We start from the raw sequence: 16,447 nt of genomic DNA on the forward strand, positions 1-16,447 counted from the left end.
CATTTGTCAGGTTTGAAAATTAGCCGATCGTTTCAGTGAGCAGTTTTTAGTGAAAAGTGAGCAGTAATCAGCTGGAAGTCATCAGTAAACAGGAAGGAGGAAGTATTATTCTAAGCTTATGAGTATATCATTTTCGACTTCGATTTTCACTTCATTATATAAAAAAATCTAACCCATGGCGTACGTGTTTACACCACGAATAATCTTTTTCTAACTGATATCGAATTGTTTTTCGAATGCCTACAGAAGAATATTGAATAAAATCGAAAGCCTCAGGTTTTACCAAATAACCGCCCCAATGTTCAGGCATAGGTATAATTTGCTCTTGAAATTTTTCTTCTAGCTTCTTTAAATTATTTTCCAGTACTTTTCTAGAAGAAATTATTTTTCCTTGTTCAGATGCCCAAGCACCTAACTGACTTCCTCTGGGGCGTTGTTCAAAATAAGCTTCTGAAACCGATTGAGGTAGTTTTTCTGCTTTGCCTTGAATATAAATTTCACGGTCTGCAGCTTTCCAGTTAAAATGCAAGCTTACCCGCGGATTTTTAGCGATCGCTCTTGCTTTTTCACTTTTATAATTGGTAAAAAACAAGAAACCTTCCCAGGTAAAACGCTTTAGCAATACCATTCGACTTTTTGGACAAGCATCTTCTCCGATGGTAGTCAATAACATGGCATTTACTTCGCCTATTTCATGAGATTTTTCAACTTCATAAAACCAAGTTTGAAATTCCTGTAATGGATTATGCTCTTGATTCATCTTGATGTTTTTTAAAAAGTTTTCGTCCTTTTAAATTGGTAAGAACGGTCACAAAAACCAAAACACTTATGGAACTCAACGGCATTAAAATGGCTGCAATAATTGGCGATAATTGTCCTGTAACTGCAAAATATAGTCCAATCACATTGTAAATAAACGACAAGGTAAAACTCGCTTTAATGATCCCCACAGTTTGTTTAGAGGCTTGAATAAAGGCATTGATTTTTGAAAACTGCCCGGCTTCTAAAATGGCATCACAAGCCGGAGAAAATACATTTACATTTTCTGCAATAGAAATACCTACCTCACTTTGTGCCAAAGCTCCGGCATCGTTTAGCCCATCGCCTACCATAATTACTTTTTTACCTTCTAGCTGGAGGGTTTTTATATAATTGAGTTTATCTTCCGGTTTTTGGTTGAACAACATATCGGTTCCTTGTGGAAGTAATTCTTGTAGATATTTCTTTTCTCCCTGATTATCTCCCGAAAGAATAATTAAATTATAATCTTCTTTTAATTGCTTAAACAATTCTTTTATACCATCGCGATATTGGTTATGAAAAACATATTTCCCTTTATAGCTATCGTTGGTTTTTACGTGAACTGAAGTAGCTAAGGCTTCGGTTTCTGCTTCGTTACCCACAAATTTGGCTGAGCCTACATCAATAGAGTTTTCAGCTTTTTTGGCGTGCATCCCTTTTCCGGTAATTTCTTCAAAATCATCTAGAATTTGAATGTCTTGATCTGCTAGGAAATTATACAAAGCCCGACTTAACGGATGGTTTGATGAACGCAAGGTATTTTTTAGCAAGGATTCTTCCTCTTCAGAAAGCGCCATTCCTTCATAAGCGATTCTGTTTTTTTTGTTGGTGGTTATAGTTCCGGTTTTATCGAAAATAAGGGTATCGGTTCGCGCCAGTTTTTCAATGACACTTGCATTTTTCAAATAGAATTTTTGTCGACCAAAAATGCGTAACATATTACCTAAAGCGAAAGGTGTGGATAAAGCTAATGCACAGGGACAGGCAATAATTAAAACCGAAGTAAGCACATTTATGGCCAAGCTGCTATCGGCCACCAACCAATAACCGGTAGCCAATAAAGCAATGCTTAACACTGCCCAAGTAAAATATTTACTAATAGCGTTAGTAATCCCAACAAAACCCTGCTCCCTATCTTTGGCAAACACATCGTTACTCCACAATTGGGTAAGGTAACTTTGCTCGACAGATTTTATGGCTTCTACCTCTATCGCACCTGCTAATTGTTTTCCACCGGCAAAAAGTTTATCGCCACTCACTTTGGTCACCGGTTCACTTTCTCCAGTAACGAAACTGTAATCAATTTGTCCTTTACCTGAAATTAAAATACTGTCAACGGGTAATAATTCAGCATTTCTAATGAGTAAGCGATCGCCCTCTTTAATTTCATAAACTTGAATGTTTTCTTCTTTAGTTCCCGTTTGGGTTTTACTGATTTTAGTCACCGCAATTGGAAAATAGGATTTGTAATCGCGCTCAAAAGATAAAAATGAATAGGTTTTCTGCTGAAAAAACTTCCCTAGTAGTAAAAAGAATACCAAACCGGTAAGGCTATCGAAAAACCCGGTACCCGTATCGGTAAATATTTCTGCGGAACTTCGAATAAAAAGTACTAGAATCCCCAATGCAATCGGCACATCAATGTTTAATATTTTAGAACGTAAACCTTTATAAGCTGAAACAAAATATTCTTGCGCCGCATAAAAAACCACCGGTAAAGAGAAAGCGAACATTAAACCACGAAACAGGTACTTGTATTTTTCCAGCCAAAATTCTGAAACTTCAAAATATTCAGGAAAAGAAAGAAACATCACATTCCCAAAAGCAAAACCGGCAATTCCTAATTTATAAATTAAGCTACGGTCTACTTGCTTCTTTCCTTCGGCATAATCACTTAGGCTAATGTATGGTTCATAGCCAATGGCACTTAACAGCTTGACAACTTCTTTTAAGTTTAAGTTTTCGGTTTTAAAAGTGATGCGAACCGTTTTTTTAGGAAAGTTGACTTGCGAGCTTTTAATTTCCGGTTGTAGTTGATTCAAATTTTCTAAAATCCAAATACAGGAACTACAATGCATATGTGGAATATACAGGTTAATCACCTGAATAATTCCATCGTTAAATTCTACTAATTTTTCAATAATATCAGGATGATCGAGATAATCGTATTTTCCTTCAATCTCTTGCGGAATTGCACCTGGAGCAGACTGAAGATCGTAATAACAGGATAGATTGTTAGTTGAAAAAATTTCATATACAGTTTGGCATCCATGACAGCAAAAGTTTTTCTCGTCATACACAATAGGCGATTTCCCGCAATCGCTCCCACAATGAAAACAAGTTTGTTGCATCTCTTCTCTAGAATAATTAGTTCACAAAGTTGCGGAAGAAGTGTATTTCTAAAAATGATAATTGTCAGGTTCTGTTGAATTTATTATCAAAATTTTTGTAGTATATTTCTAAAGAATTAATTATTGTCTGAATGAAAAATTTTTTACTTCTCTTTTATCTATTGGTTACATTTGGCACTAATGCTCTGGCTCAAGAAGAAAGGCACGTTTTTAATATTATCCATAAAGGAAAAAATATAGGAACTTTATATGCTAAAAAGGAGCAAGTTGGCCCAAAAATTATTTATAGTAATCGTACCGAAATTGATACTCGAATCATTACTAAGATTGAAGTCGATTATAATTACAAAGTGGTTTATGAGAATGGTGAATTATCTCACGCCTATGCACTGATATTATTCAACGGAAAAGAGAAAACCAATACATATACAGATAAAAATAATAAGGGCTATATTTTTTATGAGGATGATGAAGAAGAAAACCGAATTTATGAACCTATCACCTATGGAACGGTTAATTTAATGTTTGAAGAGCCGGAAAATGTGAAAAAAGTTTATGCTGAAGAGCACGGCTGTTTTCATACCCTAAAGAAATTAAGTGCTCATACTTATGAAAAGACTTCTCATAAAGGCAAAACCTCTATCTATAAATATAAAGATGGTGCGTTGGTTGAAGCTGAAATTGATGCAGGTCTTATCTCCTTTGAAATAGTGGCTAGATAAAAGCCATAATTTGTTTTAGTTTTGTTGCATTGATAGGTTTTACTACATAATCTTTAATAAAATTATATTCTTTTGACTTTTCGATATCTTCTGGATTTTCTGATGAACTAACGATAAAAATCTTTAATTCTTTAGGAATATTTATTTTAATGATTTCATCTAAAAACTGCCAACCATTCATAATAGGCATATTAATATCTAGAAGAATAATATCTGGCAAGCTTTTATTTTCTTTGATAATGATGCTAAGATGATCGTAAGCTTCTTTTCCATTTTTAAAGATGAGAAAGCTTTCACAAATACCTGAATATGACATCATTTTTTTGTACCGAAGATAAAGATAGGATCATCATCTATAATACAAGCTAAACTGATTTCAGGCTTCATTCTTAAAATATACTTTAAATGTGGATCCTTTATCTACTTGACTTTCAACTTCTATTTTACCTCCCATCGCTTCAATTTGGTTTTTAGTAATAAACAGCCCTATTCCACGAGAATCTTCGTGATTATGAAAGGTTTTGTACATTCCAAACAAACTTTTTTTATGATCTTCTAAGTTTATTCCTAAACCATTATCTTGAACATATAAAATTAAATATTTTTTTTTCTTTTTTACGAATAGATTTAATTTTAACCTTCTTTCTTTGGACTTATACTTGATGGAATTACTTATAAGGTTAAGCAGAATGCTTTCTAAATAAGCGGGTACAAAGTTTACGGCTAGATCTTCTTCTATCGTATCTATTATTTCACAATCATTTTCTTTAATAATAGCCGAGAGTGTCTCTATTGTATTGACGATGTATTCTTTTAAATTGAGGTTTCTTACATTTTTTCTATCTGAAGTCTGGATCATCACTACTTCATTTAAGTGTAGAATTGTTTCACTTAAATTATTCACCGATTGGTTAACCATTGCAATCACTTCATTATCCTCAAGCTCCGGGTTTTCAATCTTTAAAAGGTTCAACAACATTTTAAGGTTGCTGGAATGTGACCTTAAATTGTGAGATACAATATGTGCAAAATTAAGCAAACGTTTATTTTGGTCTGTAGTTACGTTTAGATAAGATTTTAACTTCTTATTTGTTTCATATTGTTGGGTTAAATCTATTATTTGAGACATAAAGTGTAAGGGTTTCCCAAAAGAGTCTTTAATCATAGACAAATAGAGAAAACCATATATGGTTTTTCCACTTTTATGCTTGTAACGTTTTTCGGTAGTATGATAGGTTTTCTCCCCATCGATAAGTTGTTGTATATAAGTTAGCGAAAAATCTAAATCTTCAGGGTGGGTTAAATCTTGAAAGGATTTGGTTAACATTTCTTTTTCTTCATACCCAAAAATATTGCACAATCCCCTATTTGCTTTAAACAAATTCCCATCTAAATCTGCAAAAGAAACTCCCATATGGGAGTTTAAAAACATATCATTCAATAAAGACATTTGTCTTTTTAACTCTTGATACTGCGTTTCCTGTTCGGTGATGTCTTGAAAAACACCATAAACTTTTATGCATTTACCTTCAGAAATAACAGGAATGCCTATTGACCTCACCCATTTTTCTTTATTTTTTGCTGTGGTAATTTTTACCTTAATATCGTATTCTTGATGTTTTTTAATAGCTCTTTGATAGGCTATGGAAGTTGCTTTCTTAGAAACAGGATCTTTATAAAAATTCAGCGCTTGTTGAATTGAACATTTAAAATCATGGGAAACCTCATGGATTTTTTTGGTAATGGGACACCAATATAATTTATCTTCAATCAAATCTACCTTCCAACTCCCCATATTGGCAAATTGAGAAGTTTTATTTAATAAATCTATATAATCATCTTGTGTATTCATAAAATCTAAAAAACCATACTCAAGCTATAATTTATAAAAATACACCGATAATTTTTATTAAAAAATTAAACTTCTTACTTCCGGATGCAATAAGTACAAATTTAATCATATCAACACTTCCAAAAGTATAAGGTGTAATTGAGGAGTAAACTTTTGCTTGCCTTTTTTTAGTATGAATTAGAATTAAAGGTATTTGATAATATTTACAATTTTCCATCCATTCATTCTCCCAATCCAATTATTTGAATACCCAACAAATGCATATTGTTATTAATTTAATTGCAAATATCTTCTAAAGCTACCCGCTTACTCTTTGGAATATCCATATCCAATAATTCTTTTACTAAAAGAAATACTGACGTTGAGCTTTCTTCATCAGCGAAATTGTTATGGGGAAGCCTGTCGTAAATTGTTTTAGCCCTACAAATCGCTGTTTCTACTCTTTTCTTACCTATATCTGGATCTTCACTCATTAATATCTCAAAAAACTCTTTAGACACCTTTTTATCTCCTTTTCCTTCATAGGTAGCACCTAAAGGATTGATATAATCATTTAATTTTGCATCATAATCTGTTCGTGGCATACTGCCTCCTTGATGATTTTCAAAGTGTAAAATCAACCAGTATTCGAATGCCTGATGGGAATAGCCAACTTTATAGTTTAATCCTTGAGCCTTCCAAATAGCCTGATTGAAATTTTGCTTCCAGTTGGGATTATCTGGCTTGGGATCAGCGTCAAAAACAACCCATATTTCGTCATATTCTTTATACGATGCTTTTTTAGTAGCCCAATCAACAAGGGATAAGTGACTATAACCATCTCCTATTGGTTCGATATCAACAGATTTTATTTTAAACTGACGGAAGTACGATGGTTCTGTATTCTCACCTTCACAAGCAATAAGAATTACCTTTCGAGGTGTTAAGGTTGCTCTCTTACGATTGAGAGATGGTTCTTTTCTTCTACGATTTTGTTTGGATTCTTTTAAACTTGCAAGATGTTTCTTTTTATTCTCTCTTTGTTCAGCGTTTTTATCCTTCATTTTCATATTCCAGAAATTTTGAAGTGAATGAATTAAAAAACTCTAAATAAGGAATTGCACCATATTTACCACGCAAATAATTTGATTCTAAAGCTTCATTTTTTCTAATCTTTTTAAAGTCTGAAAGAGAATGAAGTTCTGAATTTCCACAATTGTCTTTTTCTACAAACCACACTTGATCGCGTCTTAGTAGTCCACTATCCAATAAATTGGTGTTGTGAGTATTGAAAATTAATTGAGCATTATGAGGGTTTAACGACTTCGAATTAAATAATGATACAATTTTTTCCACAAGATTGGGATGTAATTTTGAATCCAATTCATCCACAAATAAGGTATACCCATTTTCTAAGGTATCAATGATTGGACCAGTAAGGGCAAAGAATTTTTTTGTACCCGATGATTCCATCGTATCCATTGAAAAATGAGCAAAGCCAACTTTTTCTTCCTTTTGATTATATTTCCATCGTTTAGTTACAACGTCTGAAGCAAATGAACGATCGTTATCTTGACTTTCTTTTTTAATGAATTCTCTCAAAGATTTAGGTAAATCTGAGGGCAAATCATCAATATCTAATTTTTCAACTTCAAGGTCTTCGATATCTAAATCGGCGGCTTCAAGAAGCTTAAGAATTCTACCTTTATAATCTTCTTTTTCAAGTAAAGACATCGTGTAGCCCTGAAAGCCCTTTTCATCAAGCCCTGACAGAGTTCGTAGTTTACCTAAACTGTCATACAAAGTTTCCGAAATTTCATCATTGAACTGAACAGCTCGAGATAGAAAGAGTTGATTCTCCCTGACAAAACCCTGCTTTGCAATCATACCACCCTTCTTATACTTTTTAGGATGTGTGGTAATTGATTGCTCATCACGATAGAATAACTCAATTTCCTTTGTTGCTTTCTCATAGAGCCATTCTGAAATTACTTTCTCTTCGGTCACTTCAAACCCATATCTATATCTTAAGCCATTACGCAAGAAAACGACTTCAAATTCACTTGGTTCAGAATCAGAAGTTTCATCGAGTAAAAATGGTTCAACTGGGATTTTATCGCCGGCTGTAAAATCAGTGGCAGAATCTCTAATATAATGGTGAACAAAATTAAAAGCTTCAAAGAATTTACTCTTTCCGCTTGCATTTGGTCCATACATAACGGCACTTTTAAGTAAACGGAATGAAAAATTTTCAAACGCCGTGACGTTATCGGCTTCTCTTACTTTTTTATCATAGTTAGAGGCTACTAGAGATAAGGTTGCCTTATCTCTGAAAGACTTATAGTTAGTTACAGAAAACTGAACAAGCATAATAAAGATGTTATTTGCATATTAAACGCAAATATACCATTTATTATTCTAAATAGTTGATAAAAATGTGGAAAACTGTACGAAATAAGTTTTTAAATGAATTAACAATTGCCTTGTAGAAGTTGAGATTTCAAAATATTTAGACTCTCTACTAATCAAATTAGATTGAACAATAAAGGTTGTGAGCTTATAAATATATACCGGGAAACATACTACTTGGTATTAAATGTCGTAAAGGTAATTTTACAGTTGCTTCTTCATTAAATGCAAGAGATGTGAAATGAGTAATATCGCAAAATGGTCGATTAATTGTGGGTGTATCGATACTTAAATGAAAGCCAAAAGGTGTATAACTGATTTCTCCAAAAGTTCTTGCGTATCCATCCATATTAGACCACGATAATGCATTCCTTAAACTAATTGTACTCGTCATATACATCAATAATCGAATATTTGAGGGTAATTGATTACTTTCTTTGTCTAAAATAAAATCTCTTAATCCTTGTCTATCAATCAGATAACTACTTGTTTCCAAGGCTATGAACATCGTTAAGATTTGCTTGAGAACATTTAACGGCTTAATCTCATATTCAGCACAGATAAAGTGGTTTGCATAAACTCGATGTGTTAATACATAAGCGCCTTGTTTTGCAAATTCTATATAATCATTTGCATACCAACTACCTGTATTGTTATTGCAGGATTTGCATAAGTGATAGCCACCTGCTCCTTTATTACTACGTTTACGACCACCGTATCGATAACTTGACTTATCAAGAAGATTTTCTTTGTCTTGAAAGTAAACTGGTTTTGAGTTGAATGCACCTTCAGGTGGAATATGCTCAAAGGTTAATTTGCTTTGTTTACCACAAAGCTTACATATACCATATTTTTTCACTCTACAGGGTGTTTGCCAATTTTATAAAGTAATGAAGCGATATTTTTTGAAAGGCTTTGTAAAAAAGCCTTATCTGTAAATTTTAATATGTAATGTTGCGGCTGACTTAAGTCGGTAAGTTGATTAGTTTTATGGTCAAGTTCAAACCCTTTTTGCTCAAATGCCTTGATTTCCTTAAAATCCCTATGTGTACTCATTAATTCTCCATTGTGATGAACTAATATATTTCGAGTTTTACGCAAGCGTTGTACATAGCTCCATTCTGGATATAAATCTTTAACAGCTATCCCCATTGAACGTGACATAAATAATTTTGCCTTATCCATATCACTACTACCTTTAAGATCACTCATTTTATAGGCCGTGTTTTTCTGACGTGCATAGTTATCACAGCCATATTTCAATTTATATTCAAGAAATGAATAAAGTTGAATGACGATTGATTGCCTAAAAAATTGTTTGAAGTGATTGTCAATCTGCCACATATCGTCAATTAAACTCGATGTTAAATGATCGTGATATTCTGGTGTGGCATCAATTTGACCTACTTCGATATCCTTTTGCAATTGATGAAATTTATCTTCAAGCGACTTGCCTTGTGTCTCAAATTGACGTTCTTGTTCATCTATATAGTCGTCAATTTGCATCATTTCAAAGTCTACCCATTGCGGTAGGAAATAATTCATTAGGTCATTTAATCTTCTCGTTCTTGACATATAAGGGCATTAATGGGTTTTAAATCTATTGTAGTAAGATAATTTTAGTTGAACCGCAACATATACTTCAAATAGATACAATTCTGTTGAACCTTTTATGGGAAGCATCGAGACTTGACATTCTTCTCTCAATATCTTTTTAAATGGACCCGAAAATCTATCAAAATCTAATTCTTTCCTTGTGCCAGTATGCTCAATACCTTCTATTTCATTATGAAACTCTTTTCCCCTTGTGTAACTCAATGAAGATGAAAAATGGTTTGATCCCTTTGTATGTTGATGAATACGCTTGATAACACCACGTGAAATCCCTGTATAGAACGGTTCATTGTTTAACCAGAATAGATAAATACCCTTGAAATCTTCGTCGTGCTCTAATTGAGGAATTAAGGGTTTTAAGGAATTGCGAGAGGTTACTTTTCCAACGCCAGCTTTACCAAAATTATCATATATACTTATCACTCTGGACTTATTTGTGAGCGTGGCTAGCATTACGGGAAAGCTTTCCGTTATTTCCTTAAATTCCCGAGTTTCGTCAGGTACAAAATTTGAAGGCCAATGCTTTTTAAGTTTAATAGCTGCCTTTAACTTATCCATTTATTTCTTCTTATTCCTATCAGGATTTAGATTAGTGGGGGGTTTTGGAATGGTTTGCCCAGCATTTGGATTAATCTTTGTGGTGTCCCATCTGGTATTTTTTCCAATGTTGGGATTATCTCTTTTTGGATTTTTCTTATCTGGCATAATGTTATTTTTTCTTGTTCTTATTTGAAACAGGTTTTAAATTGTTTGAAGGCTTACGGATGGTGTTGCCTAAATCAATTTTTTGTGTTTTTATTTTGTTATTTCTTCTTGTCTTCTGCCATTTTACTTTTTCTTTTTATCGATATTGTTTTTTGGACTTAAACTGTTCTTTGGTTTTGGAATAGTGTTACCAAAAGTTTTTTTTAATCTTGTGGTTTCATTCTTCTTTTTATCGTCTGCCATTTTATTTCTTTTTAAAGTTATTATTTAACTGGGATGTAGGTCGTGGTATCGATTGCCTCTTCTGATTTCGATTGTTCGTGTTGGGTTGTTGCCGATTTTGTGGTTTCGATTGTGGTTTTTGATTGTGTTGTTTTGCCATAATGTAGATTTATTGATACGTAGATTATAATTAATAAAAGTCCCATACCTAATAGGAAAATGGATGCTTTGTTTAAATTGTCAATGCTTCTGTTTCGCTTACCTAATTTTTCTTGGAATATAGAATACGTGATCTTGTAGTCAATTATATTGTCTATTTCGTCAATAGAGTTATCTGTAGATTTACTGGACTGATAATGGCTTATAAGGTTGATAAATAAAGTAGCAACTAATAGTGCCCAGCCAATGGCTATAATAATTACATAGATGGCATCAACAGCAGGTACAATTTTATCGTGAAAAGTTAATGTAAGACCTAATGCTCCAGAACTTATGAATGTGATCGCCTTTTCAAAAAGATCATCACTTTTTGATTTCTGAATATAAAGTGCCTGGCGGTATTCTTCCCAGCCCGCTAATTGTTCTGATGTAAACTCAATTGGTTTATCTTTTTTCCTTTTCCCCATCTCTAACTATTTTCAACAATTGCTATTTCATCGTCGGTAAGGCCATACAATTCATAAACCTTTTGGTCGATTTCATTTTCTGTGGCGGCTATTTGATTTTGAAGATCTTGCGCTTTTTTCTTGTTTTCTTCAAGAGTTCCATCCATTCAAACTCATCTTTTTTGGTGAGTTTTGAGATTTTTGGTTTCACTTTTTTACGACGCTCACGGTTTTTATTATTAATGGCTTTATTGATTTCTTTGATTTTAGCTCATTAGAATAGTTTATGATCTTTTAAAATATAAATTTTTAAAATAAGTAATATTTAATGTACTTCCTCAAAATAGCCACAATCCTCATCATAGTTTTTTATTAGTAAAATAAAAGTATTAAAAAACTTAGAAACACGGTATATCTAATATAGTATGCTTTTTATTTACCTAGTCAACCGAAATCAAAATTAATAAATATCTAATTCAGATTATGATTTCAATTGATGAAAAACTTTTTATTACTGCTGATATTAATAGAGTATTAGTCAAATACGCTGAAGTAGTACTTATAAAGCAGTTATTGAATTTGTTTGCTTACAATAAGGGAAAAAAAAATTCCGAATTATTTAAAGAAGTAAATTATTTTAATGGTGCTGTTCTACCTTTTGAATATGAAGAAATACTAAATAATTTTATTTCTAATTTCATAGATAATTTATCAAATGAGAATTTAAGTGCTTTACATTATTGGACGTTGAATAGGTTATATTTAAAGTATGATGAAGAAATCACAGATACTACGGAAACTGATTTGGATGTAATAAACTCAAAATTTGGTCATGAGTTAGCGTTTAAATTATACGAACCAATGGAAACCAACCTACATGATGATTTAAAAGAGGAATTAAAAAATTTACTTATAAACTTCGCATCTGAATTTGACCTTTCTAAGATAGATATAGATTATAAAAAGATTAAACTTATACAAGAGGAAATTATTTTTACGCTAGCTCACCACAAATAACTGCGTAATTAAACACGTATAAGAGGGGATAACAAATAGTATATCAAAACAAGAGAAAAAAAGAAAACAGGGAAATGCTTGAAACCAACTGTATTTAAGACTATTATTGACTTTTATCTTCTTTTAGTTTCATTAACTATTTACCGATACAAAAATTAGCAAAAATATTTCCTAATAGATCATCGGTAGTAATTTGACCTGTAATTTCCCCAAAATGATAAAGAGCTTGACGAATATCGATAGCTAACAAGTCTCCTGTTAAGCCTATATTCAAGCCTTCCTGAACTTTATTTATTTCTTCTTGAGCTTTTAACAAAGCATCATAATGACGGGAATTGGTCACAATGGCATCGTTACTTTTTAAAGCTCCGGTATTTACAAAGCTTAAAATTTTAGCTTGTAGTTCTTCTATTCCTCTATTTTCTTTGGCTGAAATTAAATTGAGTTCAGCGATTTGCTGCTGAAAATTTTCCTGTTCTTCTAAAGAAAGCACATCGGTTTTATTGGCTACTATAATTAAAGGTTTTCCAGGAAAACGGTTTTTTATTTTCTCAACTTCCGTTTTTACTTGGGATAAGCTAAGATTTTCATTTTTTATTTTGTTGGAATCGAACAAATACATAACCAATTGTGACTGTTCTATTTTTTGGAAAGTTTTTTTAATTCCCAAGCCTTCAATTTCATCGGTCGTTTCTCTAATTCCCGCTGTATCAATAAATCGAAAACCAATACCTCCAATTGATATTTCATCTTCAATCGTATCGCGTGTAGTTCCGGCAATATCACTTACGATAGCTCTTTCTTCATTTAAAAGTGAATTGAGCAAAGTAGATTTCCCTACATTGGGCTCTCCTACAATGGCTACGGGGATTCCGTTTTTAAGTACATTGCCCACTGCAAAAGAATCGATGAGTTTGCCTAGCACTTTTTGAATCCTGAAAACCAAATCTTGAAACTGCTTTCTATCGGCAAACTCTACATCTTCTTCAGAAAAATCAAGTTCCAGTTCTATTAATGAAGCAAAATTGAGTAACTCTTCCCGAAGCTTTTGAATTTCTGAAGCAAAACCTCCCCGCATTTGCTGCATTGCCAATTGATGGCTCGCTGCATTATCACTGGAAATAAGATCGGCTACAGCTTCTGCCTGACTTAAATCCATTTTTCCGTTTAAAAATGCGCGTAAGGTGAATTCTCCTGGTTGTGCAGCACGACATCCTTTACGCAGTAATAAATTAATGATTTCTTGTTGAATAAAGGGACTTCCGTGGCATGAAATCTCAACAGTGTTTTCTCCGGTATAGCTTCTCTTTCCTTTAAACACAGACACTAAACTTTCATCGATAATGCGTTCACCATCCATGATATTTCCCAACTGAAGCGTATGTGATTTTTGATTTTCTAAAGAAATCTTATTTTTTGCTTTAAATACTGGTGAAGTAAAAATAATGGCATCTGGTCCGGAAACCCTAATTACGGCAATAGCACCACTTCCCGGCGCTGTTGCAACGGCAACTATCGTATCGTTTAATATCATAGCGCAAAGGTAAGAAAGTTATTTTTTGTGGAATTTAAAAATGAGGAATTGTAACAAAAGCCTTTTGCTTGCGTCATATTTAAAAAAAGAATTATTTATGGAAGTAATTACACAAAAAACGGAAGATAGACAAATGCTAATGATTCTACACTTGAGTCAACTCCTTAATATTGTCTCTGGATTGGGAGGAATTATCGTTCCTATTATTTTATGGCAATTGAAAAAAAATGAAGTAGAGCATATGGAAGAACATGCGAAAGAAATCATCAATTTTCAAATAAGTTTTTATATCTATTTTATTTTAGCTGGTCTTTTATGTTTTTTAATTATTGGATTTGTTATTTTACCTATTCTGGGGTTAATTAGTTTAATTTTCCCAATAATGAACGGAATTAAAGCCAATAATGGCGAAGCGGTAAGTTACCCGTTCACCATCCAATTTATTAAATAATTATTGATATTTTTCTTTTAATAATTCCTTCGGAAAATTTTTTCGGAATTTATTAAACCTTGGAATAGAAACATGCTGGATATAACTATTTCCAGGATGTTTCTTTTTATAATCTTGATGGTATTCTTCTGCTCTCCAAAACTTCTGAAAAGGCATTACTTCTGCAGCAATTGGTTTTTTGTATTCTTTGCTTAACTCTGAAATCTTGTTTTCTATAATCTGTTTTTGTTCTGCATTTTGATAAAAAATAATAGATCGGTATTCCCTACCTATATCGGGGCCTTGTCCGTTTTGTTGCGTCACATTTTGGGAGGCAAAATAGGCATCTACTAAGGTTTTAAAATCAACAACATTTGGATCGTAAATAACCTCAACAGCTTCAGCATGATCAGTTTTTCCATAATTTTCATAAGTTGGATTTTTTCCTGTTCCTCCTGAATACCCAGAAATTGATTCTTTTACTCCTTTAATACTTTCATAAACGGCTTCTACACACCAAAAACATCCACTGGCAAAATAAGCCTTCTTATCACCTTCTTTAGTTGCGCTTGCTTCTACAGGTTCTGCGCTTGCCAATTGTTTTTGAGCTTCGGTTTTTTCTTTTTTCGTGTTTCCACAACTACAAAAAGTAATGAATACTGCGAGGTAAAAAAGTTTTAATCTCATCTTTATTTATTTTCTTTTATATTTTCCTTCTAAATTTTTCTTTCCCAAGAGCGCATAATCAATGGCAATCTCTTCATTTTGGGTAAAGCCTTTCCAATCTAATTTAAATGAATCTGGTGAGGTAAAATCGATGGTAGCTAACACAGAATTTTTATCAAAACCTTCCCAAGGAATATCTTTTTGCCCTTCCATATTGCCGCTACCACTTACAAAATAAATAACAAGATCTGACTCTTCTCCTTCTTTGAACTTTACTTCAACATGAATATTATCCTGCTTATCTATGCAAATGCTTTGGCTTTGGTCAAGATTTATATTTAAACAATTACAATCGCAGTCTAATCCGGTTTTATCATCATCCGCACGCTGATAACTCCCTGAAAAATCCTTCGTAGTTATCGTAGTTGCTTTATTTTTTGCTGAATTTTCATCTACCTCATCTGTTTCTAGTTCGACAGCTTCCGCTTCTTCTCTGGGGTTTATTTTAGGGTCTTTTGCTGTTTCATCTACTATTCCCTTTGAGTTTTCTACCTCCAATTTTTTAGAATTCCCTTGTTCTTTACAGCCTACAAACAAACTTATAAAGAGCACAAAAGTTATATATTTTTTCATGATTTTAATTTTTGTAATCCAAATTACAAGTTCAGGCTTTATTTTTCTCTCAAATAAATGTTAATAAAAAAAGCCTTTTTCATATCGAAAAAGGCTTCTATTGAATTCAATAAATGATTATTACAATTACATTTTAGCAAAAAGTTTTTGCATTTTTTCTCTCTCTTCTTCTGCTAATTCTTGATCTACCAAAATTCTACCACTATGCTCATCGGTAATAATTTTCTTTCTTCCAGCTATTTCCATTTGCACTTGTGGAGGGATGGTAAAGAAAGAACCTCCTGAAGCTCCTCTTTCAATAGGTACTACAGCAAGACCATTTTTTACATTTTCACGAATACGTGTATATGCTTTTACCAATCTGTCTTCAATTTCATCTTTGTAGTCGGTAGATTTTGCAATAAGCGATTGTTCTTCTTTTTCAGTCTCGCTTAAAATTTCATTTAGTTCACCTTTTTTATGATCTAAATGTTTTTTTCTTTCTGTTGAGCGTTCTTGAGTTTGCTCGATTACCTGTTTTTTCTGCTCTATTTGAGCATAAAATTCTTTGATATGTTTTTCTGCAAGTTCTATCTCTAATTCTTGGTACTCAATCTCTTTAGAAATTGCATTAAATTCACGGTTGTTACGAACATTTTTTTGTTGCTCGCCGTATTTTTTTATTTGTGCTTTAGACTCTTCTATTAAATTTTTCTTGTCTTTAATTTTATGATCTAAGCTTTCTAAGTCTGCATTAAGTTTCTCTAATCGAGTATTTAAACCAGCTACCTCATCTTCTAAGTCTTCTACTTCTAAAGGTAATTCACCTCGCACATTTCTTATCTCGTCTATACGAGAATCGATTAATTGTAAATCGAACAATGCTCTAAGCTTTTCTTCAACGGTAACCTCTTTTTTCTTTGCCATA

The 16,447-nt window shown here is 32.7% G+C and carries 19 protein-coding genes; 3 read left to right on the forward strand and 16 right to left on the reverse strand.

The annotated features are described in order from the left end of the window. Window positions 1-154: 154 nt before the first annotated feature. Window positions 155-760, reverse strand: a complete 606-nt coding sequence (gene pdxH / locus FVB9532_RS06805; protein WP_150544454.1) for a pyridoxamine 5'-phosphate oxidase — start codon at window positions 758-760, stop codon at window positions 155-157. After that, window positions 744-3,152 carry a heavy metal translocating P-type ATPase gene (locus tag FVB9532_RS06810; RefSeq protein WP_150544455.1) on the reverse strand — a complete coding sequence of 803 codons (2,409 nt, stop codon included), beginning with the start codon at window positions 3,150-3,152 and terminating at the stop codon, window positions 744-746. Before FVB9532_RS06810 ends, pdxH begins: the two co-directional genes overlap by 17 nt. 131 nt (window positions 3,153-3,283) lie before the next feature. Between FVB9532_RS06810 and FVB9532_RS06815 the strand changes: the two genes are divergently transcribed. Then, window positions 3,284-3,874, forward strand: a complete 591-nt coding sequence (locus FVB9532_RS06815; protein WP_150544456.1) for a DUF6134 family protein — start codon at window positions 3,284-3,286, stop codon at window positions 3,872-3,874. Here FVB9532_RS06815 and FVB9532_RS06820 read toward each other — a convergent pair. From FVB9532_RS06820 to FVB9532_RS19445, 10 genes are all read right to left on the reverse strand, one after another. Next, window positions 3,867-4,193, reverse strand: a complete 327-nt coding sequence (locus FVB9532_RS06820; protein ID WP_228482263.1) for a response regulator — start codon at window positions 4,191-4,193, stop codon at window positions 3,867-3,869. The two genes, FVB9532_RS06815 and FVB9532_RS06820, sit on opposite strands and share 8 nt — an antisense overlap. Before the next feature lie 57 nt (window positions 4,194-4,250). Further along, a complete protein-coding gene (locus FVB9532_RS06825) occupies window positions 4,251-5,726 on the reverse strand; it encodes a sensor histidine kinase (RefSeq protein WP_150544457.1) in 1,476 nt (491 codons plus the stop codon). Window positions 5,727-6,001: 275 nt separating this feature from the next. Further along, window positions 6,002-6,775: an RloB family protein gene (locus FVB9532_RS06830; protein WP_150544458.1), complete on the reverse strand. Its 774-nt coding sequence runs from the start codon at window positions 6,773-6,775 to the stop codon at window positions 6,002-6,004. Further along, window positions 6,759-8,075: an AAA family ATPase gene (locus tag FVB9532_RS06835; RefSeq protein ID WP_150544459.1), complete on the reverse strand. Its 1,317-nt coding sequence runs from the start codon at window positions 8,073-8,075 to the stop codon at window positions 6,759-6,761. The genes FVB9532_RS06830 and FVB9532_RS06835 overlap by 17 nt, the downstream gene beginning before the upstream one ends. Before the next feature lie 187 nt (window positions 8,076-8,262). Next, window positions 8,263-8,973, reverse strand: coding sequence for a hypothetical protein (locus tag FVB9532_RS06840; protein WP_150544460.1), 711 nt, complete (start codon window positions 8,971-8,973; stop codon window positions 8,263-8,265). Next, window positions 8,970-9,659, reverse strand: a complete 690-nt coding sequence (locus tag FVB9532_RS06845) for a hypothetical protein (protein ID WP_150544461.1) — start codon at window positions 9,657-9,659, stop codon at window positions 8,970-8,972. Before FVB9532_RS06845 ends, FVB9532_RS06840 begins: the two co-directional genes overlap by 4 nt. 39 nt (window positions 9,660-9,698) lie before the next feature. Then, complete coding sequence (locus tag FVB9532_RS06850; protein WP_150544462.1) at window positions 9,699-10,286, reverse strand: hypothetical protein; 588 nt, start codon at window positions 10,284-10,286, stop codon at window positions 9,699-9,701. Continuing rightward, window positions 10,287-10,433: a hypothetical protein gene (locus tag FVB9532_RS19440; RefSeq protein ID WP_194716501.1), complete on the reverse strand. Its 147-nt coding sequence runs from the start codon at window positions 10,431-10,433 to the stop codon at window positions 10,287-10,289. Between the two features lie 263 nt (window positions 10,434-10,696). Continuing rightward, entirely contained in the window at window positions 10,697-11,281 is a 585-nt protein-coding gene (locus FVB9532_RS06855) for a hypothetical protein (protein ID WP_150544463.1), read from the reverse strand. A 2-nt stretch (window positions 11,282-11,283) separates the two neighbouring features. Beyond that, complete coding sequence (locus FVB9532_RS19445) at window positions 11,284-11,427, reverse strand: DUF8810 domain-containing protein (protein ID WP_194716502.1); 144 nt, start codon at window positions 11,425-11,427, stop codon at window positions 11,284-11,286. A 316-nt stretch (window positions 11,428-11,743) separates the two neighbouring features. Here FVB9532_RS19445 and FVB9532_RS06860 point away from each other — a divergent pair, with 316 nt between their 5' ends. After that, entirely contained in the window at window positions 11,744-12,277 is a 534-nt protein-coding gene (locus FVB9532_RS06860) for a hypothetical protein (RefSeq protein WP_150544464.1), read from the forward strand. A 136-nt stretch (window positions 12,278-12,413) separates the two neighbouring features. Here FVB9532_RS06860 and mnmE read toward each other — a convergent pair whose 3' ends face one another. Then, a complete protein-coding gene (gene mnmE / locus FVB9532_RS06865; protein WP_150544465.1) occupies window positions 12,414-13,811 on the reverse strand; it encodes a tRNA uridine-5-carboxymethylaminomethyl(34) synthesis GTPase MnmE in 1,398 nt (465 codons plus the stop codon). A 97-nt stretch (window positions 13,812-13,908) separates the two neighbouring features. Between mnmE and FVB9532_RS06870 the strand changes: the two genes are divergently transcribed. Beyond that, entirely contained in the window at window positions 13,909-14,262 is a 354-nt protein-coding gene (locus tag FVB9532_RS06870) for a DUF4870 domain-containing protein (protein WP_150544466.1), read from the forward strand. Here FVB9532_RS06870 and msrA read toward each other — a convergent pair whose 3' ends face one another. The 3 genes from msrA to FVB9532_RS06885 all read right to left on the reverse strand — a co-directional run bounded on the left by msrA (window position 14,263) and on the right by FVB9532_RS06885 (window position 16,446). Next, window positions 14,263-14,928, reverse strand: a complete 666-nt coding sequence (msrA, locus tag FVB9532_RS06875; protein ID WP_150544467.1) for a peptide-methionine (S)-S-oxide reductase MsrA — start codon at window positions 14,926-14,928, stop codon at window positions 14,263-14,265. A 6-nt stretch (window positions 14,929-14,934) separates the two neighbouring features. Beyond that, entirely contained in the window at window positions 14,935-15,540 is a 606-nt protein-coding gene (locus FVB9532_RS06880) for a hypothetical protein (protein WP_150544468.1), read from the reverse strand. Window positions 15,541-15,666: 126 nt separating this feature from the next. Further along, window positions 15,667-16,446 (reverse strand): zinc ribbon domain-containing protein, encoded by a 780-nt coding sequence (locus FVB9532_RS06885; protein WP_150544469.1) that lies wholly within the window; start codon window positions 16,444-16,446, stop codon window positions 15,667-15,669. Between the last annotated feature and the right edge of the window lies 1 nt (window position 16,447).

This window comes from Mesonia oceanica (assembly GCF_902499555.1).
Lineage (GTDB): Bacteria > Bacteroidota > Bacteroidia > Flavobacteriales > Flavobacteriaceae > Mesonia > Mesonia oceanica.